This window comes from Streptomyces sp. NPDC015346 (assembly GCF_043078785.1).
Classification (GTDB): Bacteria; Actinomycetota; Actinomycetes; order Streptomycetales; family Streptomycetaceae; genus Streptomyces.
Genome location: NZ_JBIBTW010000003.1, coordinates 719863 through 740452, shown reverse-complemented (window position 1 = coordinate 740452; position 20590 = coordinate 719863). Strand labels below are relative to the sequence as shown.

Here is a 20590-nt window from a genome sequence, read left to right as displayed (position 1 = left end):
TGTTCGGCTACGACAGGGTGGTCGGGGGCGCGGCCGGCTTTTCGCCGTCCGGAGTCACGTACGGCGGTGGTGCAGGCGGTCCAGGAGCGCCAGTTCGGCCTCCGAGAGGCGGAGCGCGCCGGCGGCCACGTTGGCGGCGAGGTGGTCCGGGTCGCCGGTGCCGGGGATCGCCAGGACGTGCGGTCCCTGGTGCAGCGTCCACGCGAGGCGCACCTGCGCCGGGCTCGCCCCGTGTGCCTGTGCGACGGCCCGTATCTCCTCGTCCTCGACTCCGGTGGCGCCGCTCTCACGACCGGCGCCGGCGATGGCGTAGAACGGCACGAACGCCACTCCCTGCTCGCCGCAGGTACGGACGAACGCGTCCTGCTCGGGCCGTACGCCGATGCCGTACGGGTTCTGGACGCAGACCACAGGAGCGATGGCCTGGGCCTCCGCGAGGTGGTCGGGGGTGACGTTGGAGAGGCCCAGGTGGCGGATGAGCCCGGCGTCGCGGAGCCGGGCGAGGGCGCCGAAGCGCTCGGCGATCGAGGCGGTACCGAGGACGCGCAGGTTCACCACGTCGAGGTGGTCGCGGCCGAGCTGGCGGAGATTCTCCTCCACCTGGCCGCGCAGCTCCCGCGGCCCGGCGTGCGGCAGCCACTCGCCCGAGGGGTCACGGCCCGGTCCGACCTTGGTGCTGATGACGAGATCGTCCGGATAGGGGCCGCCCAGCGCCCGGTTGATGAGCTCGTTGGCCGAGCGGAGGGAGGAGAAGTAGAACGCGGCGGTGTCGATGTGGTTGACGCCGAGCTCGACGGCGCGGCGCAGCACGCCGATCGCCCGGCCCCGGTCCCTCGGGGCCGCGTCGGCCGCGAACGCCTCGCCGCTCTGCGTCAGGCGCATCGCGCCGAGACCGATCCGGTGGACTGAAAGGTCGCCGAGGGTCCAGGTACCCGATGCGGCCGCGGTGATCGTCTGTGGGTTCATGTCGGAGATGATCGCCGCAGGGTGGGCTGCCGGGCCACTGATTCAGACATGGGTGAATCCTCGGGGTGGCATGGCGGTGGCTCCCGGTCCCTTCACGCGGGTGACGCCGCCGGACCCTCCGCAACTGGCGTATCCGGCGCGCGGCACGGGCTCCCTGTGGGAGCCCCGGGCCGCCGCGAGCGGGAGGAAGGCGCCGGCCGCCGTACTCGGTCGCTCCCGGACGCTGTTGCTGACTGGCCGGCCGCTCGGTGCTGTACGCCCGTACGTCCGTCGCGGAATAGCGCCGGAGAGGCAGGGAGGCGTGGCGGCGGGTAGGGCTCGGGTTTCGCTATACGGCGTCCAGCGCCGGGGCGACGATGGTGAAGGCCTGGTCCGTCAGTTCGGCCGGGTTCTGGGCGCCGTCGCTGTCGCTCCACCGTCGCAGGACGGTGTTGAAGGCGGTCAGCGCCGTCCCGGCCGCCAAGGTGGGGTACAGGTCGGCGACGGGGTCGCGCCCCAGACGGCGGGCCAGTTCCGCCGCCAGGTCGTCCCGCCACTGTGCCTGGCGCTCCAGGAAGCGCGCGTGGAGGGCTGGAGTGCGCAGGATCAGCTGGACGACGGGCAGGGCGCGCTCGGAGTGGTCGCCGCACGCGGCGAGGGGGACGGAGACGGCGTGCAGCAGTGCCACGGAGGGGCGTTCTCCGGCGGGGCGGGCCGCCAGCTCGGCGTGGATGCCGGTGCCCATGTCGGCCAGGAACTGGACGACCACGTCCTCCTTGGAGGCGAAGTACCGGAAGAACGTCCGCTTGGACACGCCCGCGGCGTTCACGATCTCGTCGACGGTGACCGTGTCGAAGCCCTTCCGGGCGAGCAACTGCAGCGCCGACTGCGTCAGTTCGTCGGAGACGAGCTGACGCTTGCGCTGGGCCATGGTGAGGTCCGGTCGAGGTGTGGTCACCCGGTCATCGTAACGCGCCATGCCCCGCATGACACTTGGTAGCACCTTGACACCAAGTGCCATGCGGGGCAACCTGTGCCGCATGACACGGCATCAGGAGCAAGAGCGGGAGCGACGGGTTCCGGAGCGCTGGACCGCCGAGCGGATCCAGGACCAGAGCGGGCGGGTCTTCGTCGTCACGGGGGCCAACAGCGGCCTGGGACTCGCGACCACGCGGGCGCTCGCGCGCGCCGGCGGGCACGTCGTTCTGGCGGTACGTGACGAGGAGAAGGGGCGCCGGGCGGCCGCGCGGATCAGCGCCGAGCAGCCGGGCGCGCGTCTTGAGGTACGCCCCCTCGACCTGGCGGACCTCGACTCCGTGCGCGCCTTCGCCGACCGGTTGCGGACCGACCATCCCCGGCTGGACGTGCTCGTCAACAACGCGGGCGTGATGGCGCCGCCCCGTTCATTGAGCGCACAGGGTCATGAGCTGCAGTTCGCGTGCAACCATCTCGGTCACTTCGCGTTGACCGGGCTGCTGCTCGACCGGCTCGCGCTCGGCCGGGATCCGCGCGTGGTCACGGTCAGTTCGACCAACCACCGTCAGGGGCGCCTCTTCTTCGACGACCTCTCGGGCGAGCGCTCGTACGCGCCCATGAAGTTCTACAACCAGTCGAAGTTCGCCAACGCCGTCTTCGGCCGGGAGCTGCACCGGCGGCTGACCGCGGCCGGCAGTCCGGTGCGCAGCCTGCTCGCCCATCCCGGCTACACGGCCACCAACCTGCAGACGAGCGCCCCGACCGGAATGGTGAAGCTGCTGTTCGGCCGGGTCCTCACCCCACTCGCCCAGTCACCGGAGCGGGGCGCGCTGCCTCAGCTGTACGCGGCCACGGCACGGGAGGCGGAGGGCGGACAGTTCATCGGGCCGGACGGCCCTGGTGAACTGCGCGGCCACCCGAGGCGGGTGAAGCTGTCCCCGGCGGCCGCCGACGCCGAGACGGGACACCGCCTGTGGGACGTCTCGGAGCGACTCACCGACGTACGTTTCCCCTTCGCGGCCGTGACCTAGCCGCCCCCGCCTGCGAGTGCGGTGCCGAGGGGGAGCCAGCGGCCGGGGGTGAGGGATTCGCCGGTTCGGTGGACTTCTACCGCTCCCGTGCCGGCGAAGTGGGCGGGGATGATCAGTTCCCCTTCGGTCGCGGCCCGTCGAAGGATGCGGTGGCGGGTGGCCGCCGCCTGTTCCGGGTTGAGGCAGAAGCAGCTGTTGCAGGAAGGGGCGAGGATCTGTACGGGGCTGTGCAGCAGGTCGCCGACGAAGACCGCCCTGGCCTCGCCGGAGGCGAGTCGCAGGAGGCAGGAGCCGGGCGTGTGGCCGGGGGCGGACTCCAGGGTGAGGTGGTCGTCGATGCGGTGTGCGCCGTCCCACAGGACGGCCTGACCGGACCGGTGGAGGGGCGCGATGCTGTCGGCGTAGACGAGATCGTCGTCCGTCGGGCCGCTGTCGCGGGGCGCGTCGGCGCGCGGAGTGCCGAAGTGGAGGTCGTCCGCGGCCGGGACGAGGTACTGGGCGTTCGGGAAGGTCGGGACCCACCGGCCGTCGACCTCCATGGTGTTCCACCCCACGTGGTCGGCGTGGATGTGTGTGTTGACCACGATGTCGACGTCCTCCGGCCGGACGCCGGCCCGGGCCAGGTGCCCCAGGAAGTCGCCCTGCCAGTGGTGGAAGTGGGGCATGCCGGGGCGCTCGCGTCCGTTGCCGACCCCGGTGTCGATGAGGATGGTGCGGCCGCCGCTGCGCAGCACCCAGGTCTGCAGGGCCATCACGGCCGTGTCGCTGTCCGGCTGCCAGTGGTCCGGGGCCAGCCAGTCCTCGTTGTCCTTCCACATCTCGGCGCGGGACTCCGGGACGAGTCCCCGGGCGGGCGCGAACGCCCCCTGCCATTCGACGACCCGGACGACTTCGACTTCTCCCAGCATCGTGCGCTGTGTGTTCCGCTGCTCCATGAAGTCGACCCTAGGTACCGGCGGGTGAGCGTCTCCATGCTCGTTCGGCTCGTGCGGATACGCGTACGTCTCACGCCGGACGGCTTCGGCCGGGGTAGCCTGCGCCGATGGATGTCGTGAGTGACGCGATCTCGGCCGTGCGCATCGGACGGCCCTCCTCCGACAGGTTCAGAATCGGCGGGAGCTGGTGCACCAGGCTGGCCTCGTACGAGGGGGCGGGCTTCCATGTGGTTCTGAAGGGGAGTTGCTGGCTGCTGCCGGACGGCGGCTCTCCCGTCTCCCTCGGTCCGGGGGACGCGGTCCTGCTGCCTCACGGCACGGGACATGTGATCGCCGACGCCCCCGCCGACACCGCCGCCGTCGCACGGGCGGTGCCTTTCGACCGATGGGCCGGGACTCCCCGGGCGCTGCCCCCGCACGCGCCCGCGGCGCACGACGAGGTCGAGGTGCTGTGCGGGAAGTACCGGCTCGACAGCCGTCGCGCGCACCCGCTCCTGGCCGAACTCCCGGCAGTCGTCCACCTGCCGGCCCGCGTCGGCGGCGGGGGCGGGGGCGGCGGAGAGCTGCGTGCCGCCATCGGTCTGCTCGGAAGCGAACTTGACGCGCATCGGCCCGGAACGGCCCTCGCGCTTCCCCACCTCCTGGACCTGCTCCTCGTCTACATGATCCGGTCCTGGATCGCCGAAAACGCCGCCGCGAACGCCGCCGACAACGCGGCCGGGAGCACCGGCACGTGGCCGGCCGCCCTCAACGACCCCGTCACGGCGGCCGCCCTGCGGGCCGTGCACGCCGACCCGGCCGCGCCCTGGAGCAACGACCGCCTCGCCGCCGCGGCGGGTGTCTCCCGGCCCACCCTCGCGCGACGCTTCACCGCCCTGACCGGCCGCCCGCCGATGACGTACCTCACCTGGTGGCGCCTGACCCTCGCCGCCACCTTCCTGCGCACCACCGAGGACACCCTCGCCGCCATCGCCCACCGGGTGGGCTACGGCAGCCCGTACGCCCTCTCGCATGCCTTCCACCGCGAGTTCGGCACCACTCCGGGCCGCTACCGCGCACAGGCGGCCGCGGCCGCGATCGCGTCGCCGACGGCCGGCGGGCGGGAAGGTGTCGATCCGGTCACGCTCCGGGCGGGGGACGTGCCGGACCGGGGTGGGCGGCGTTGATCCGGGCGTGAGCTGCCTCGACGGAACCGAAGGTCACACCCATCCCGCGGCCCTCCTCGGCGCGTATTGGCTGGAACCGGCCCGAGACGATCACGGCACGTGTCCGGGGTGTCCCCGGCCGGAACGTGCGGGATCGGGCCGGACCCTGTCCGTGGTGCGTCTCGTGATGGCCGGGCTGGCGGCCGTCACGGTCCTCGCCGCCCTGGCCGCGGCCCTCGCGGGCGCACCCCGATGACCCGCGCCCCCGGCGGGCCGACGGACGCTCAGCTCCGGGCGGTCCTGTCACGCCAGTGGGTGAAGAGGCCCTCCGCGTCGCCGCTGTAGGACCAGGGGACCGTGGTGGCCCGGTTGTCCAGAAGGGCGAACACGGCACCGGCCTCGCGGTGCAGCCCCGCGTGGACCAGACCGTGGGCCACGTGGTTCAGGTCGGCGACGTCCTGGGCGTACTCGGTGGTGCGCGGGGCGATCCACTTCTCCAGGGTGGTGCGCAGGTCCCAGCGGGCGCGCTCGCCCGTCCAGTGGTACGTCAGGCCGATCTCCGTCCTGCCGTCGGTCTCGGTGCGGTGGCGGTACTCCTCCGCCCTGGCCACCTGCGGCAGCGCCACGAGCGGGGAGCCGGTCGGAGCGTAGGCGGCAGCGTCCCAGGCGAAGTTGTACGCCGCGGTGTGCGAACCGTGCCAGCGGGCCGAGAGGTAGCGGAGCGCCTGGTGGTGGCCTTCGCGGTGGTACGGGTCCCTGGCCTGGAGCTCCTTCCACCAGTGGGCCATGTTCGGGTCCCCGTCCTCGTACAGCCTGCCGAGCGTCACCAGGGAGACGAAGGGGTACGGGTCGTCGGGCGCGAGGTCGGACGCCTGGATGCAGAGCCGGGCGACCCGGTCGAGGCTGTCCCGGGCCGGGAGCGTCCCGCCGCGGGCGTGGGCGAACGCGCGCATCACCTCGGTCTCCGCGCGCAGGACCGCCGCGTCCGGGTTCCCGGGGTCCGAGGCGTGCCAGACGTCCACGGTGCGCCGGTTCGCCGCCGCGTCCGCCAGCAGCCGGATGCGGTGCGCGCGCCGGTCCCAGTCGTCCCTGGGCCGCTTGGACAGCAGCTCGCGGGCGCCTTCCCACCGGCCCATCACCATGTCCTGGCAGCCCTCGGCGAGGGCTCGGTCGCCGAACGTCCGATCGTAGAGCGGTGCTCCGGAACGGCGGCGCGGCCAGGCTGCCATGGCAGGACACTCCTTGTGCGGGCTGGGCGGAAACTACGCGGGCGGCGGACGGCGGACGGACGGCGTCAGAAGTCGGTCGCCAGAAGTCGGTCGCAGAAGTCGGTCGTCAGAAGTACGTCGTCAGAAGTCGGTGAGGACGCCGTCTCGTCGTTCCGATCCGGCCGGCGCCGTCGGTTCGGGTCCCGCTCCCCCGTCGTACGCGTCCATCGCCTCGGCCTGTCCGGGGTCGAGCGGCCGCGGGCGGAAGTACGAGCTGCCCCGCGACCAGGACAGGAGCATCGGCACCAGGCCGACGGCGAGAGCGCCCAGGCCGATGGCGAGGGCGGCGCCGCTCAGTTCGGGGAGGGACCTGGCGAAGATCCAGGCCATGAAGAGCGCTCCGCCGAGCGGCCACAGGCCGATGAAGACGAGGTTGCCGACGGAGGTGAACAGCGTCTTGCGGTAGGCGACGACGACCGAGAGGCCGGCGAGCGCGTAGTAGAACGCGATGGGGAGACCGATTCCGCTGACGGCGTCCCTGACGAACCGCGTCCCGGATCCCAAGGTCGCCGACACGACGACCAGCAGCAGGGCGAGCGCGGCCACCGTGGCCGTCGCCACCCAGGGCGTCTGCCAGTCGCGGTGGACGCGGGCGAGGACGGCGGGCACGGTCCGGTCGCGGCCCATGGCGAAGAGCGTCCGGGTGGCCTGGAGCAGCGTGGTCTCCAGCGTGGCGACCATGGAGAGCACCACGGCCAGCACGAGCAGGCGGCCGCCCCAGCCGGGCCAGACGGCCTCGCCGAGCAGGGAGAGGAAGCTCTCGGGGTTCTCCCGCACGGCGTCGACACCGATGAGGACGTTGGCGGCGACCGTGAAGACGACGAAGACGGCGAAGGAGACCAGGACGCCGACGAGGCCGCCGAGGCCGAAGGCGCGGCGGCTGTTGCGGGTCTCCTCGCTGAGATTGCTGGTGACGTCCCATCCCCAGTAGCTGACGCCGGCGATCAGCGCCCCGGCGACGAAGGAGTGGGAGGCGTCGAAGTGGCCGAAGCCGAACCAGGAGAGCGAGAAGTCGGCCACGTTGCCGTCCTTGACCAGGGCGGCCACGGCGAAGGCGAGCAGCAGCAGGAGTTGCGTGCCGGTGAGCAGCATTCGGGCGTACGGGCTGATGCGGGCGCCCAGCGCCACGACGCACGCCATGAGGAGGAACCAGCCGGCACCGACGGCCGTGGCGGTCGCGGTGTCCGCGGACAGGGCCGGGTCGATGAGGGCGAGGGTCGCGGCGCCGGCGGGGACGGTGGCGGAGACGAGGAAGACGGTGGTGGCGACGACCAGGGCCCATCCGGCGAGGTAGCCGAGGAAGGGATGGAGGGCGCGGGCCGCCCAGGTGTAGGTGGCGCCGGCGTTGACGTCGAGTCGGCCCAGGTGGCGGAAGGCGAGGGCGATGCCGATCATCGGGATGGCGCAGTACAGGGGCACGGCGGGGCCGGCGACGCCGACGGCGAGGACGAGTGCGGGGATCGTCGCCGCGACGGTGTACGCCGGGCCGCAGCCCGCGATCGCCATGACGATCGAGTCGAACGTGCCGAGGGCGTCGGCGCGCAGGCCGCCTCGCTCGCTGCCGGTCCTGATGCTCACGTGCTGTGCCTCTCCGATGACGTACAGATGCAGGATCCTGCCCGCAGGAGCGTGGAAGCACAAGAGGCGATGTGCGTTTTCTTTTGGTATCACGACCTTGGAATGCCCATACAGCTACCGGGCGGGCGGCCGTGCTGCGGATTTCGTCGCGAGGCGGGCAGTCCGCCTTCGGCCCCTCCCTGACGGGAGGCCGAAGGCGGGGGCGTGCGTCAGGCGTAGGGGTCGAAGGGGATGCCGGCCGGTCTGGCCTTCTCGAGGTGGGCGGCGAAGTTGCCGTCCTTCAGGCCGAAGACGGCGCTGCCGAAGTCGGCCCGGCTCAGCTTGTCCCGGACGCCGGCGGGGTAGCCGTTCCAGCCGACGAGGGCGGGGAACTGCCACTGGCGGTCGTGGTTCTCCGGCGGCTCGTCGTTGGAGTTGGCGGGGCGGAAGCAGTGGGTGCTCAGACCGTCCTTGTGGTAGACGATCTTGGGGTGCGTCCCGTCCCAGCGGATCCGGTCGCGGCCGTGGACGTCGAACTTTCCGTGGGCGGACGTGGAGACGTACCGGGCCTCGTTGTTCTGGACCCAGACCACGACGTGTTCCCAGTCGTGGCGGTGGCCGCCGAGCCCGCTGCCGGTCACGGCCTGGTCCTTCTCGAAGTAGAGGCCGTACATGATCGCGCACCAGCCGTTGTTGCACGTGGAGCGGGCGTAGCCGTTGGTGTTGTCGAGGTCCCATGAGTCGCGGCACTGCCCGTTGAGGGCGCCCGAGGGGTTGAGGCCGCCGTTGAGGGTGCCGTCCGGGCCGATCGCGGGTGTGGGGTAGCAGCCGTCCGTGTCGTAGTCGTAGGCCGGCTGGAAGGTCTGTTCCAGACCGTCGGCCTGGGCGGGCAGTGCGGTCGGCGGCGCGGCGAGCGCGCTGCCCGGAAGGGCGACGACCAGTGCGATGCTGCCGGCGGCGACGATCGAGGCCCGGTACGAGGCCTTCAGCGAGGCCCTGAGCGGAGCCCTGCGGATCCGCGAACTCGTCTTCAACTGCGTCCTCCTGGGTGACCGCGCGTGGGAGGTGGGAGCGCGATGGCATTGGCATGCCCATATCAGCTCTCTCGAACCTCGCCCGTACGGCCGTGGCGGGATGCCGCCGGAAGGCGCGCGTGGTCTGCTGGGCTCGACCGACGGGCCGTCACACAGGGCGGTGGGGGGAACCGGACGCGACAGCAGGGAGACCCCGTGGCGATCTTCATCGAGGCCGAGCTCGAAGGCGTGACGACCGCGCAGTACGACGCCCTCAACGCCAAGCTCCGGCAACTGCCGGGCAACCCGTTCGAGGGCTGCCTCTCCCACGCGGCCGTCCCGACCGACTCGGGCCTGCGGATCCTCGACCTGTGGGAGTCCGAGGAGCACATGCGGCGCTTCGCCGACACCGTGATGCCGCTCGCCGCGGAGGTCGGCTTCCCGGCGGGGCCGATGCCGAAGATGTCCCAGGTGCACAACTACTTCCTGCCGGGCGCCTGATCGCCCACAGGGCCGGGCGCCGGATCGCCCGCCCTGCCGGGCAGCGATCGCCCCCCGGGCCGGCCTCGGAGCGTGTCCTAGACTCCGGTCCATGACCACCGTGCCTGATGTCGTCACCGAGGATCTGGCGCCGGAAGGCGTGCTCCGGGCCTCGATCAACCTGGGGAACCCGGTACTGGCCCACGGCACACCGGCCGTGCCGGCCGGTGTCACGGTCGACATCGCGCGCGAGATCGGCGCGCGGCTCGGCGTGCCGGTCGAGCTCGTCTGCTTCGACGCCGCCCGCAAGTCCTACGAGGCGATGACGGCGGGCCGTGCCGACCTCTGCTTCCTCGCCGTCGAGCCCGCCCGCGAGGCCGAGGTCGCCTTCACCGCTCCGTACGTCGTCATCGAGGGCGTCTACGCGGTGGAGCGGGACTCGCCCCTCACGTCGGTCGCCGACGTCGACCGCTCGGGTGTACGGATCGGCGTGAAGCGTGGATCCGCCTACGACCTCTTCCTCTCCCGCACCCTGCGGCACGCGACCGTCGTACGCGGGGAGGAAGGCGTCGACACGTTCCTCGCCGAGGGCCTGGAGGTCGCGGCCGGCATCCGGCAGCCGATGACCGCGTTCGTCGCGGAGCGCCCCGGACTCCGGCTGATCGAGGAGCCGTTCATGGAGATCCGGCAGGCGGTGGGGACGACGCTGTCGCGGCGGCCCGAGACCATCGCGTTCCTGCGCGACCTCGTCGAGGAGCTCAAGGCCGGAGGGTTCGTCGCCGACGCGCTGCGGCGCGCCGGCCAGTCCCCCACCCTGGTCGCCCCGCCCTTCTGATTCTCAGAGTCAGAAGGGGAAACGGGCCTGCTGGGTGGCGATCGTGACCCAGCGGGTGTGGGAGAAGGCCTCGATGCCCCAGCGCCCGCCGAAGCGGCCGTAGCCGGAGGCCTTCACGCCGCCGAAGGGGGCGTGGGGCTCGTCGGCGACGGACTGGTCGTTGATGTGGACGATGCCGGAGTGGACGCGGCGGGCGACCGCGAGGCCGTGGGTGGCGTTCTCCGTGATGATGCCGCAGGTGAGCCCGTTCTCCGTGTCGTTGGCCAGCGTGACGGCGGTGTCGTCGTCGCCGAAGGTGTCGATCACGCAGACCGGTCCGAACGCCTCGGCGTAGTGGATCTCCATGTCCGCAGTGACCCCGCTCAGCACGGTGGCCGGGTGCACCGAGCCCTGCGGACGTCCGCCGCCCGCGAGGACGGTGGCGCCCGCGTCGACCGCGTCCCGTACGAGGGCGGCGACCCGCTGGGCGGCCTCGACGCTCACCAAGGGGCCGATGACGGTGTGGGGATGGTCGGGGTCGCCGGCCGGGAGCGACGCCACCTTGGCGGTGAACTTGCCGGTGAACGCGTCGGCGAGGGAGTCGTGGACGAGGATCCGGTCGCCCGACATGCAGATCTGGCCGGAGTTCATGAAGACGCCGAACGCGGCGGCGTCGACGGCGTAGTCCACGTCGGCGTCGTCGAGGACCACCACGGCGTTCTTCCCGCCCAGTTCCAGTACGGCCGGCTTGAGATGCCGCGCCGCCAGCGCTCCCACCTCCCGGCCGACCCGGGTGGACCCGGTGAAGTTGACGGCCGCCACCCTCGGGTGGGTGACGAGGGCCTCGGCGATGCCGGCCGCGTCCTCCGGCGCGTTGGTCACCACGTTCAGGACCCCGTCGGGCAGCCCCGCCTCGCTCAGGACGTCGGCGACGAACAGCCCGGCGGCGACCGGCGCGTTCTCGCTCGGCTTGGCCACCACCGTGTTGCCCGCGGCGAGGGGCGCGGCCACGGCCCGGACGCCCAGGATGAGCGGCGCGTTCCAGGGCGCGAAGGCGGCGACGACACCCAGCGGTTCGCGTACGGCGAGGCCCAGCGCGCCTTCCTCCTGGGCGCTGAGCACCGAGCCGCGCGGTGCGGTGACCGCCGCCGCGGCCTCACGCAGGATGTTCGCGGCGAGCGACACGTTGAAGAGGGACCATGGCCGGGTGGCACCCGTCTCACGGGCCATGAGCGCGACGGCCTGCTCGGCGCGGGAGTCGAGGAGGTCGGCGGCCCTGAGGAAGATCTCGCGGCGGGCGAAGGGGGCGAGCGCGGCCCAGGCGGGGAAGGCGGCGTCGGCGGCCTCGACCGCCCGGGCGACGTCCTCGGGGCCGGCGGCGGCCACCCGCGCGTACACCTCGCCGGTGAAGGGGTCGATGTCCTCGGCGGTGCGCCCGGAGGCCGCGGGTACGTTCCGGCCGCCGATCAGCAGCTCACGGGTGACAGTCATGGTGCGGTTCCTCGGGTACGGGGCGCGGGGACGGGACCCGATCGTGTTGATCTTTGGCCCCGTGCGCGCTGGTGGAAGGGGGAGGGCCGACGAGAAGCTGTGCAGGAGGCCGGCCGGTGGGCCGTGCCCGTGGAACACGGCACAAGGTGAGGAAGACGAATGGCTCTGGAGATGCGTGATCGCTGCGAGCGGTGCGAGACCGCGGCCCTGCCGCAGGACGAGCCAGCCCGCATCTGTTCGTACGAGTGCACGTTCTGTGTGCCGTGCGGTGAGGCCCTGCGGGACATCTGCCCCAACTGCGGCGGCGAGCTGGTCCCGAGACCGCGTCGCGATCGAGCATGACGTCTCCTTGCCGTGGCGACCGTTCCATCCTGACGCCCGCGCGCTCCGTCCGCCGCCCGGCGCATGGGCGATCCTGAGGTGGGGAACAGGCAGAACACGGTCCCGGGCCGGAGATCGACACCGGGCGGACTGCGGTAAGGAGGCAGCCGTGGTGCTGGTGGCAGCGGATGTGGTGGGAGCGCCGTGCTGGCTGAGTCTGGTGGCGCGCGATCTCGAAGCGGCGCAGCGCTTCTACGGCTCGGTGCTGGGCTGGACGTTCCGGCCGGGCGGGTTCGGGCGGGCCTTCTCCGTCGCCGAACGGGACGGGGTGCCCATCGCGGGCATCGGGGCGGTCGCCGGGGAACTGGCCGTGCCGGTCGCCTGGACGGCGTACTTCGCCGTCGTCGACGCGGATCAGGCGGTGGCACGGGTCCGGGAGCGCGGCGGCACGGTCGGGGTGGGCCCGGTGTCGTACCCGCCCCGAGGCCGGGCGGCCCTGGTCGCGGACCGGGAGGGGGCCACGTTCGGCATCTGGGAGGGCGGGGTGCTGTCCGAGTGGAGCGTCGGCGAGGGGAAGGCACCCGCCTGGCTCGAACTGCACACCCGTAACGCCTTCGACGCGGCCGTCTTCTACGGCGAGGTGCTGGAATGGGCCACCGACGGCGGGAGCTGCTGCGAGGTCTCCTACGAAGATGATCAGGTCGTCCTGCGGCGTGCGGGCGAGCCGGTGGCGCGACTGAACAGCGGTCCGGTGGAGGAGGCGGCGTGGAAGCCGCACCTGCGGCCCCGCTGGCTGGTCCACTTCAAGGTCCGCGACCTCGACGCGGCGGCGGCGCTGGCCGTCGAGAACGGCGGGCAGACCGTGCCGGACCCCGAGTGGGGCGGCGGCCGCCACCGGCAGGTCACCCTGCGGGACCCGGACGGCGCGCTCTTCACCCTGGACGAGTCCTCCGACGCCGTGTGACGGCCGTGACGGCCTTCGTGTGACCCGCCGCCGTCGAGCGGAGCGGGGCCACGCTGTCAGGAGGGGCCGCTGTCAGGAGGGGCCGGAGGTGGCCTTCAGGACGAGGACGGCGATGTCGTCCGTGCGCAGCAGGGCGGGCCGGGCCTTGCGCAGCAGGGAGTCGATGAGAAGGCTCAGATCCCGGTCGTCGGCCTCGGCGAGATGGCGCGCCAGGTCGGCCACGGAGTCGTCGTAGTCGGTGCCGGGCGTCTCGACGAGCCCGTCGGTGTAGAGCAGGAGCATCAGCCCGGGGGCGAGCTCGGTCTCGGTGACGGGGTATTCGGCGTCCGGGTCGATCCCGAGCAGCGGCCCCGGAATGACGTCGAGGGGTGCGGTGCGGCCGTCGCGGTGGCGTACGAGCGGCGGCGGATGGCCCGCGCTCGCGAGGCTCACCCGCCGGTGGGCGATGTCCAGGTGGACGTAGAGGCAGCTGGTGAACAGGCCGGGATCGAGGTCCGAGACGAGCCGGTTGGCCGCGGCGAGCACTCTGTCCGGGGGTGTGGCGAGGGTCGCGTGGGCGTGGACGGCGGTACGGACCTGGCCCATCAGGGCGGCCGCGGCCACGTTGTGGCCCTGGACGTCGCCGATCACGGCCGCGGCGCCGGTGTCGCCGAGCCGGATCAGGTCGTAGAAGTCACCGCCGATGTCCATGCCGGCGGTCGCGGGCAGATAGCGGGCGGCGACGTCGAGGCCGGCGACGGCCGGGAGGCTGTGCGGCAGCAGCGCCTGCTGGAGCCCGTGGGCGAGCCGATGCTTCGTGTCGTACAGACGGGCCCGGTCCAGGGCCTGCGCGATGAGCCCGGCGAGCGACGTCATGACCGCGCGTTCCTCGGCCGAGAACGTGTGCGGGCGTTCGTAGGACAGGACGCAGCAGCCGACGGCCCGGCCGGAGATGATCAGCGGCAGGAACGCCCACGCCTGCTTTCCGCTGACCAGTGGGGCCTCGGGGTAGATGCGCCGCATCTCCTCCGGATCGCCGAAGAAGGACGGGATCCCGCTGGCGAGCGCCTGGCCGGCGGGGGTGAAGGTGGTGTCGAGCGGCAGGCCGTCGAGGCGCTCGATCACCTCGGCGGGGTAGCCGCGGTGACCGGTGATGCGCAGCCGTCCCGAGTCGACCATGGAGAGGACCAGGCCGTGGGCGCCGAAGGCGGGCATGATCTGGTCGGCGACCAGATCGACGACGTCCTGGACGCCGACGACCTCGGTGAGTCCGGCGGCCAGGTGCATGAGCTGGTAGAGCTGCCCCGCGCGGGCCGGGGTGGTGGTGCTGCCGGTGGTCCGCCGGGGCGCCGGGGCGGGCGGTGGTGCGGCGCCGGTGGGCACGATGCGGATGCTGATGCCGCTGGCGTCCGGGTAGAGGTGGAATTCCAGCCACTGGTCCGGCGGGCGGCAGGCCGTGAAGGAGACGGGCTCACGGCTGAGCACGGCGGCGCGGTAGCGGTCCTCGTAGGTGGGGTCGTCGAGCCAGGGCAGGGACTGCCACGGCAGTGTGCCGAGCAGGCGGCCCGCGTCCCGTCCCAGCAGCTCCGCTCCGCCGGATGTCAGGTAGGTGATGCGCCCCTCCAGGTCCAGGGAGCAGCAGCCGCCGGGCAGACGCTCGGCGAAGTCGGCGGCGGCCCCGGCCGGGCCGGCCGGCCGGTCGCCGGTGTCCGGGGGAAGGACCCGGGGCCGGTCGGCCGTGACCAGGGGCCGGCCGGACTCGACGGCCTCCTCCAGGAGCCGGGCCAGGCGGCGGCAGCAGGCGGCGATGTGGCCGTGCTCGCGCCGGGTCATGCGGGACGGCCGCGTGGCGGGCCACATCAGCAGCAGCGATCCCCAGCACCGGTCGCCGATGACGGGCGCGGCGGCGAGCGCGAGCGGGTAGGGAAGCGCGACGGCGGTACGGGGGTAGGAGCGGGCCATCTCCTCCTGGCTGCCCACCCAGATCAGGCGCTCGTCGCGGACGGATTCGGCCACCGGGGCCGGCGCGGCGAGCGGCACCCGCGACCAGGGTGCGGCGACGTCCGCCGGCGCCCCGAACAGTGCCTCGAGCAGCAGCACGGGCTCGTCCGGTGCCAGGAGGTAGACGGCGCCGATGGAGGCGCCGGTCCGCCGCACGGTCTCCGCGAGCGCGGCGTCCAGCTCCCCGGCGCCTCCGACCGGACGGGCCGTGCTGGTCACGAGGCACCTCCCAGCCGTCAGAGCCCCTGTGCTCCGCCCCGCCCTGTCGGACCGGCGGGGGCACGGGCGGAACCATGAGCCCCATTATCCGCGCGGGGGGCCGCGGGCGCCTCGGAGAGGGCGCCTCGCCGGGGGGAGGGCGCGGGCGCCCGCGGGCGTCCCGTGGGCGTCCGGGGTGCGCGGTTCGCGGGAGTCGCGGCTCGCGGCTCAGAAGACGGAGAGGCCGGTGATCGTGGTGAAGCGGTCCAGGGCCGCGACGCCCGCGACCGAGTTGCCGCGCTCGTCCAGGCCAGGGCTCCAGACACAGAGGGTGCAGCGGCCCGGGACGACGGCGATGATGCCGCCGCCGACCCCGCTCTTGCCGGGCAGCCCCACGCGGTAGGCGAACTCGCCCGCCGCGTCGTACGTCCCGCAGGTGAGCATGACGGCGTTGATCTGCTTGGCCTGGCTGCGGGTGAGCAGCCGTGAGCCGTCGGCCCGTATGCCGTGGCGGGCGAGGAACCCGGTGGCGAGCGCGAGGTCGGCGCAGGACGCCTCGATCGAGCACTGCCGGAAGTACTCGCGCAGAAGGGCGGGCACGGGGGTGGAGATGTTCCGGTACGAGGCCATGAAGTGGGCCAGCGCGGCGTTGCGGTCTCCGTGCGCGGTCTCCGAGGCGGCCACGTCCCGGTCGAAGTCGAGGTCCTTGTTGCCGCTCTCGGCGCGGAGCAGGTCGAGCAGAGCGCCCGAGGCGTCCCCGGTCAGGCCGTGCAGCCGGTCGGTGACGACCAGGGCGCCGGCGTTGATGAACGGGTTGCGGGGGATGCCGTTCTCGTACTCCAGCTGCACCAGGGAGTTGAACGGGTTGCCCGACGGCTCCCGTCCGACGTGCTCCCAGAGCGTGTCGCCCTCGCCGGCCAGGGCGAGGGCGAGGGTGAACACCTTGGTGACGGACTGGGTGGAGAAGGGCTGCTGCCATTCGCCCACGCCGTAGACGGTGCCGTCCGGTTCGGCGACGGCCATGCCGAAGCGGCCCGGGTCGGCGGCGGCGAGCGCCGGGATGTAGTCGGCTGGCCTGCCCCGGGCGGCGATGTCCCCGATCTCCTCGGCGATGCGCTCGAGGACGGGCTGGAACGACTGCGGCATGCCCCTCATTGTGCCGTCCGGCGCCGCACGCCCTTCTCCCGGGGGCGGCGCGGGTGGCCCGCCGCGCCGTCGAGCGGCGCCCCTCCGCGCCGGCCCCGGGAGCACGGGGTGCTGGGACGGCGGTGGGTGTACGACGGTACGCACGACCCGGTGCTCGTGGCGCGGCTGCTCGCGCTGGTCGAGGGCCGGGCCGAGCCGCAGGCGCAGAGCGAGTCCGACACCCCCGACCCGACCGTCACCCGCCACTTCCGGGGCCCCGGAGGCCTGAGCGCGCCGAAGACCGCCGAGGACGGGCCGGAGGGGACCGACCTGCTCGTGGAGGCGACGGGCGGTGGCTCGGATTCGGCCGCGTCCCGGCTCACCCTCACGGTGACGCGGGTCCTCCGGGCGGAGGATTCCGAGGCCGACGGCGTGACCGCCGGGACTCTGGGGGGTGTCACGGCGGGCTGGCGCACTCCGGAGGGCCACGAGCGGCGCGGCTCCTTCGTGGTGCTGCGCGAGCCGGCGCGCTGACGCGCCGTCGTTCTCTCGGTCCGGGACGGGCCCGCCCCGGGGAGGGGCGGGCCCGTCTGGCCGTCACCGGTCCGGGGTCACCGGGTCGGCGGTGCTCCGGTCGTGCCGGATGGGGCGGGGGCGTAACCGGTGGGGCGGGTGGTGAAGGTGCCGCGGCCCTGGGTGCGGCCGCGCAGGCGGGAGGCGTAACCGAAGAGTTCGGCCAGTGGCACGGTGGCGGTGATCACCGCCGTACCGGCCCGCGAGGTCGAGCCGTGGACCCGGCCGCGGCGGGCCGCCAGGTCGCCGAGGACGCCGCCCACCGCGCTGTCGGGCACCGTGGCCGTGACCTCGACGACCGGTTCGAGCAGTGTCATCGCGCCGGCGCGCAGCGCCTCGCGCAGGGCGAAGCGGCCCGCCGTACGGAACGCCATCTCCGAGGAGTCCTTGGAGTGGGTGGCTCCGTCGGTGAGCGTCACCCGCACGCCCGTCACCGGGTGGCCGCCGAGCGGGCCCTCCGCCAGGGCGTCCCGGCAGCCGGCCTCGACCGCGCGGACGTACTCCTGCGGCACGCGGCCGCCGGTGACGGTGGAGGAGAAGGCGAACTCCCCGTCCTCGCCCGCGGCGTCGTCGCCGGTACCGAGTGGTTCGACGTCGATGACGACATGGGCGAACTGGCCCGCGCCGCCGTCCTGTTTGACGTGCCGGTGGACATGACCGGTCACGCCGCGGACGACCGTCTCGCGGTAGGCGACCTGCGGTCTGCCGACGCCGACGTCCAGGCCGTGGGCCCGTCGGACCTTCTCCACCGCGACCTCCAGGTGCAGTTCGCCCATCCCCGACAGCACTGTCTGGCCGGTTTCGGGGTCGGTACGGACCGCGAGGGAGGGGTCCTCCTCGACCAGCCGTGCCAGTGCCGACGCGAGCCGGTCGGTGTCCAGGCTTCGGCGGGCCTCGACCGCGACGGAGACCACCGGGGCGGCCGGCGTGGGCGGTTCGAGGAGCAGGGGAGCCGAGGGCGCGCAGAGCGTGGCGCCGGGGCGGGCCGTCTTCGGTCCGACGACGGCGACGATGTCGCCGGCCCGCGCCCGGTCCACCTCGGTGTTCCGGTCGGCCCGCACCCGCAGGATGCGGCCGATCCGCTCGGTGCGCCGTGCGGCCACGTCGAGCACGACGTCTCCCTTCTCGATCGTTCCGGAGTAAACCCGCAGATAGGTCAGCCGTCCGGTGGCGGTGGAGTGCACCTTGAACGCCAGGGCGGCGAAGGGTGCTTCCGGGTCGGCGGCCTGTTCCCGCTCCTCACCGTCCTGGGTGCCGCGCACCGGGGGTGCGTCGAGCGGCGAGGGGAGGTACGAGACGACGGCGTCGAGCAGCGGTTCCATCCCCCGGTCGCGGTAGGCGGATCCGCACAGCACGACCACGCCGTCACCGCCGTGGGTCAGGTCGCGCAGCGCCGTGGTCAGCGTGCGCTCCCCCAGCACCGGCGAGCCGTCGGTGGCCGGCCGGGCGCAGAACTCCTCCAGTGCGCCCGGATGGAGTTCGGCGACGGCCTCCTCCAGTGCTCGGCGGCGCCGCCGTGCTTCCTCGCGCAGGCCCTCAGGCACCGGCACGTCGGTGAACGTGTCGTGGCCGGCGGCCCAGAGCAGGGCGCGCATGCGGACCAGGTCCACCACTCCGGTGAAGCCGTCCTCCCGGCCGACCGGCAGTTGGACGACCAGCGGCACGGTGTGCAGCCGGTCCCTGATCGACGCCACGGCGGTGTCGAGGTCGGCGCCGGCGCGGTCCATCTTGTTGACGAAGGCGATCCGCGGGACCCGGTGCCGGTCGGCCTGCCGCCAGACCGTCTCGCTCTGCGGCTCGACGCCCGCGACGGCGTCGAACACCGCGACGGCGCCGTCGAGGACACGGAGCGAGCGCTCCACCTCGTCGGAGAAGTCGACGTGGCCGGGTGTGTCGATCAGGTTGATCCGGTGACCGTCCCAGTCGCAGCTGACCGCCGCCGCGAAGATGGTGATCCCACGGTCGCGTTCCTGCGGGTCGAAGTCCGTGACGGTCGTGCCGTCGTGGACCTCGCCGCGCTTGTGGGTGGCGCCGGTGAGGTACAGCATCCGCTCGGTCACGGTGGTCTTGCCCGCGTCGACGTGGGCGAGGATGCCGAGGTTGCGGACGCGGTCGAGCGGGGTGGTCGGGGGAAGCTGAAGGTGGGTACGCACGGCCCAGTGCCTTTCGCGTGTACGGGAGAGGGCGGCGCGATTCCCGGACGCGGCGCCCCGCCGGCACATCGGGCAGGCGAGGGTCAGGAATGCGTCACGGGCATCCGATGGCGGCCGCGCAGCCGGCATCGGGCGGCGCGGGACATCAGGATCACGTCGTACCGGGACCGGAGAGACCGGAGGGACCGGAGAGACCGGAGGGACCGGAGAGGCCGGAGGGACCGGAGGGACCGGGGAGCGACGACGGCGGTACGGCAACGCACGGTCGGGCTCCCCTCGTCGGTCGAAGTCGGTCGAAGTCGGTCGATCGGCGCGCCGGCGTGACGGCACGTCGACGGCGCGTGCGGCGAGTCTAGGGATCCCGAGCGCGGTCGCGACACCGATTTACGCCGTACCGCGCGCATCGGCGAGGCGAGCGCGCGACCCTCAGGACGTGAAGGGCTCCGCGGTGGCGGGCGCCGCGAAGTAGCGGGCGACGGCGTCGGGCGTCACCTCGGCGAGCGTCGCCGGGGACCAGCGGGGGGTGCGGTCCTTGTCGACGACCTGGGCGCGGATGCCCTCGACGAGATCGGCGGAGGAGAGCGCGGCGCACGAGAGCCGGAACTCCATGTTCAGCACGGTCTCCAGGGAGTCGTGGCGCCGGGCCCGGCGGATCGCGGCCAGCGTCACCTTCAGCGCGGTGGGCGATCTGGCCAGGAGGGTGGTCGCGGCCTCCTTCGCCTCGGGCACACCGGAGTCGAGGAGCCGGTCGACGATCTCCTCCACCGTCTCCGCCGTGTAGCAGGCGTCGATCCACGCGCGGCGGGCGGCGAGGCCGCCGGGCGACGCCGGGCGGGCGTACCGGGGCAGCACGTCGTGCGCGGGTGCCCGGGTCAGCTCCTGGGCCAGGCGGGGCAGCTCGTCGGAGGGGACGAAGTGGTCGGCGAGGCCGGTCAGCAGGGCGTCGGCGGCGCCCACCCCTTCGCCGGTGAGGGCCAGGTGGGTGCCCAGTTCGCCGGGGGCACGGCTCAGGAGATACGTACCGCCGACGTCGGGGACGAAGCCGATGCCCGTCTCGGGCATCGCCACGCGGGAGCGCTCGGTGACGATCCGGACGGAACCGTGGGCCGAGACGCCGACACCGCCGCCCATGACGATCCCGTCCATGAAGGCCACGTACGGCTTGGGGTAGCGGGCGATCCTGGCGTTGAGGCGGTACTCGTCGCGCCAGAAGTCGACGGAGGCGGTACCGCCGGCGCGGGCGTCGTCGTGGATGGCCCGGATGTCCCCGCCGGCGCACAGTCCGCGCTCTCCGGCGCCCTCGATGACGACGGTCTCGACGGCGGGATCGTCCTCCCAGGCGGTCAGCGCCTCGTCGATGCGGCGCACCATGGCGTGGGTGAGGGCGTTGATGGCCTTCGGGCGGTTCAGGGTGACGAAGCCGGCCCGCCCCTCGGTGCGCGGCAGCACATCCTGGATCAGTCGCATGTCCCCGTCACTTCCGTCCGGAACGATCTTCCGACCACCGTAGCGTCTCGCCGGCGGGGCCCGGTCGCGGGGCGGCGAGCACGCGGGATCAGGGGCTTTCGCTCAGTGCGGCTGAGTACCGGCGCTCAGGTCCCGGGCGCCGTCCGCACGTACCC

General features: G+C 73.2%; 18 protein-coding genes. 7 read left to right on the top strand and 11 right to left on the bottom strand.

Annotation, left to right across the window (positions count from 1 at the left end; genetic code table 11):
* Positions 1-54: 54 nt before the first annotated feature.
* Both ACF06X_RS14130 and ACF06X_RS14125 read right to left on the bottom strand, forming a co-directional pair.
* Positions 55-966, bottom strand: a complete 912-nt coding sequence (locus ACF06X_RS14130) for an aldo/keto reductase (RefSeq protein ID WP_392287514.1) — start codon at positions 964-966, stop codon at positions 55-57.
* A 328-nt stretch (positions 967-1294) separates the two neighbouring features.
* Positions 1295-1924 (bottom strand): TetR family transcriptional regulator, encoded by a 630-nt coding sequence (locus tag ACF06X_RS14125; protein ID WP_392287513.1) that lies wholly within the window; start codon positions 1922-1924, stop codon positions 1295-1297.
* Positions 1925-1985: 61 nt separating this feature from the next.
* Here ACF06X_RS14125 and ACF06X_RS14120 point away from each other — a divergent pair, with 61 nt between their 5' ends.
* Positions 1986-2951 (top strand): oxidoreductase, encoded by a 966-nt coding sequence (locus tag ACF06X_RS14120; RefSeq protein ID WP_392287512.1) that lies wholly within the window; start codon positions 1986-1988, stop codon positions 2949-2951.
* Here the strand turns inward: ACF06X_RS14120 and ACF06X_RS14115 are convergent.
* Complete coding sequence (locus ACF06X_RS14115) at positions 2948-3886, bottom strand: MBL fold metallo-hydrolase (protein WP_392287511.1); 939 nt, start codon at positions 3884-3886, stop codon at positions 2948-2950. The two genes, ACF06X_RS14120 and ACF06X_RS14115, sit on opposite strands and share 4 nt — an antisense overlap.
* Positions 3887-3993: 107 nt before the next feature.
* On the opposite strand from ACF06X_RS14115, the gene ACF06X_RS14110 reads away from it, so the two are divergent.
* Positions 3994-5052, top strand: a complete 1059-nt coding sequence (locus tag ACF06X_RS14110) for an AraC family transcriptional regulator (protein WP_392287510.1) — start codon at positions 3994-3996, stop codon at positions 5050-5052.
* Between the two features lie 263 nt (positions 5053-5315).
* Here the strand turns inward: ACF06X_RS14110 and ACF06X_RS14105 are convergent, their stop codons facing one another.
* The 3 genes from ACF06X_RS14105 to ACF06X_RS14095 all read right to left on the bottom strand — a co-directional run bounded on the left by ACF06X_RS14105 (position 5316) and on the right by ACF06X_RS14095 (position 8890).
* A complete protein-coding gene (locus ACF06X_RS14105) occupies positions 5316-6260 on the bottom strand; it encodes a hypothetical protein (protein ID WP_392287509.1) in 945 nt (314 codons plus the stop codon).
* Between the two features lie 120 nt (positions 6261-6380).
* The gene (locus tag ACF06X_RS14100) at positions 6381-7877 is read right to left on the bottom strand and encodes an APC family permease (protein WP_392287508.1); all 1497 of its coding nucleotides are present in this window, start codon (positions 7875-7877) and stop codon (positions 6381-6383) included.
* A gap of 209 nt (positions 7878-8086) precedes the next feature.
* The gene (locus ACF06X_RS14095) at positions 8087-8890 is read right to left on the bottom strand and encodes an NPP1 family protein (protein ID WP_392287507.1); all 804 of its coding nucleotides are present in this window, start codon (positions 8888-8890) and stop codon (positions 8087-8089) included.
* Between the two features lie 195 nt (positions 8891-9085).
* Between ACF06X_RS14095 and ACF06X_RS14090 the strand changes: the two genes are divergently transcribed.
* Together ACF06X_RS14090 and ACF06X_RS14085 are read left to right on the top strand one after the other, a co-directional pair.
* Positions 9086-9370: a hypothetical protein gene (locus ACF06X_RS14090; protein ID WP_392287506.1), complete on the top strand. Its 285-nt coding sequence runs from the start codon at positions 9086-9088 to the stop codon at positions 9368-9370.
* Positions 9371-9461: 91 nt separating this feature from the next.
* Entirely contained in the window at positions 9462-10184 is a 723-nt protein-coding gene (locus ACF06X_RS14085; RefSeq protein ID WP_392287505.1) for a transporter substrate-binding domain-containing protein, read from the top strand.
* Positions 10185-10193: 9 nt separating this feature from the next.
* Here the strand turns inward: ACF06X_RS14085 and ACF06X_RS14080 are convergent, their stop codons facing one another.
* The gene (locus ACF06X_RS14080) at positions 10194-11654 is read right to left on the bottom strand and encodes an aldehyde dehydrogenase family protein (protein ID WP_392287504.1); all 1461 of its coding nucleotides are present in this window, start codon (positions 11652-11654) and stop codon (positions 10194-10196) included.
* A 159-nt stretch (positions 11655-11813) separates the two neighbouring features.
* On the opposite strand from ACF06X_RS14080, the gene ACF06X_RS14075 reads away from it, so the two are divergent.
* Positions 11814-11996 carry a DUF1272 domain-containing protein gene (locus ACF06X_RS14075; protein WP_392287503.1) on the top strand — a complete coding sequence of 61 codons (183 nt, stop codon included), beginning with the start codon at positions 11814-11816 and terminating at the stop codon, positions 11994-11996.
* Positions 11997-12144: 148 nt separating this feature from the next.
* Positions 12145-12939: a VOC family protein gene (locus tag ACF06X_RS14070; protein WP_392287502.1), complete on the top strand. Its 795-nt coding sequence runs from the start codon at positions 12145-12147 to the stop codon at positions 12937-12939.
* Positions 12940-13011: 72 nt separating this feature from the next.
* Here ACF06X_RS14070 and ACF06X_RS14065 read toward each other — a convergent pair whose 3' ends face one another.
* On the bottom strand, positions 13012-15138 hold the full coding sequence (locus ACF06X_RS14065) for a SpoIIE family protein phosphatase (RefSeq protein ID WP_392287501.1): 2127 nt from the start codon (positions 15136-15138) through the stop codon (positions 13012-13014).
* Between the two features lie 207 nt (positions 15139-15345).
* Positions 15346-16272, bottom strand: a complete 927-nt coding sequence (locus ACF06X_RS14060; protein WP_392287500.1) for a glutaminase — start codon at positions 16270-16272, stop codon at positions 15346-15348.
* A 99-nt stretch (positions 16273-16371) separates the two neighbouring features.
* Between ACF06X_RS14060 and ACF06X_RS14055 the strand changes: the two genes are divergently transcribed.
* Positions 16372-16776, top strand: coding sequence for a hypothetical protein (locus tag ACF06X_RS14055; RefSeq protein ID WP_392287499.1), 405 nt, complete (start codon positions 16372-16374; stop codon positions 16774-16776).
* Positions 16777-16853: 77 nt separating this feature from the next.
* Here the strand turns inward: ACF06X_RS14055 and fusA are convergent, their stop codons facing one another.
* Positions 16854-18968 carry an elongation factor G gene (gene fusA / locus ACF06X_RS14050; protein WP_392287498.1) on the bottom strand — a complete coding sequence of 705 codons (2115 nt, stop codon included), beginning with the start codon at positions 18966-18968 and terminating at the stop codon, positions 16854-16856.
* Positions 18969-19394: 426 nt separating this feature from the next.
* Positions 19395-20435: an enoyl-CoA hydratase/isomerase family protein gene (locus ACF06X_RS14045; RefSeq protein WP_392287497.1), complete on the bottom strand. Its 1041-nt coding sequence runs from the start codon at positions 20433-20435 to the stop codon at positions 19395-19397.
* Between the last annotated feature and the right edge of the window lie 155 nt (positions 20436-20590).

Coding starts and splice junctions, on each gene's coding strand:
- ACF06X_RS14130 (WP_392287514.1), bottom strand. CDS start 966: ATGAACCCACAGACGATCACCGCGGCCGCATCGGGTACCTGGACCCTC.
- ACF06X_RS14125 (WP_392287513.1), bottom strand. CDS start 1,924: ATGGCGCGTTACGATGACCGGGTGACCACACCTCGACCGGACCTCACC.
- ACF06X_RS14120 (WP_392287512.1), top strand. CDS start 1,986: ATGACACGGCATCAGGAGCAAGAGCGGGAGCGACGGGTTCCGGAGCGC.
- ACF06X_RS14115 (WP_392287511.1), bottom strand. CDS start 3,886: ATGGAGCAGCGGAACACACAGCGCACGATGCTGGGAGAAGTCGAAGTC.
- ACF06X_RS14110 (WP_392287510.1), top strand. CDS start 3,994: ATGGATGTCGTGAGTGACGCGATCTCGGCCGTGCGCATCGGACGGCCC.
- ACF06X_RS14105 (WP_392287509.1), bottom strand. CDS start 6,260: ATGGCAGCCTGGCCGCGCCGCCGTTCCGGAGCACCGCTCTACGATCGG.
- ACF06X_RS14085 (WP_392287505.1), top strand. CDS start 9,462: ATGACCACCGTGCCTGATGTCGTCACCGAGGATCTGGCGCCGGAAGGC.
- ACF06X_RS14080 (WP_392287504.1), bottom strand. CDS start 11,654: ATGACTGTCACCCGTGAGCTGCTGATCGGCGGCCGGAACGTACCCGCG.
- ACF06X_RS14075 (WP_392287503.1), top strand. CDS start 11,814: ATGGCTCTGGAGATGCGTGATCGCTGCGAGCGGTGCGAGACCGCGGCC.
- ACF06X_RS14060 (WP_392287500.1), bottom strand. CDS start 16,272: ATGAGGGGCATGCCGCAGTCGTTCCAGCCCGTCCTCGAGCGCATCGCC.
- ACF06X_RS14045 (WP_392287497.1), bottom strand. CDS start 20,435: ATGCGACTGATCCAGGATGTGCTGCCGCGCACCGAGGGGCGGGCCGGC.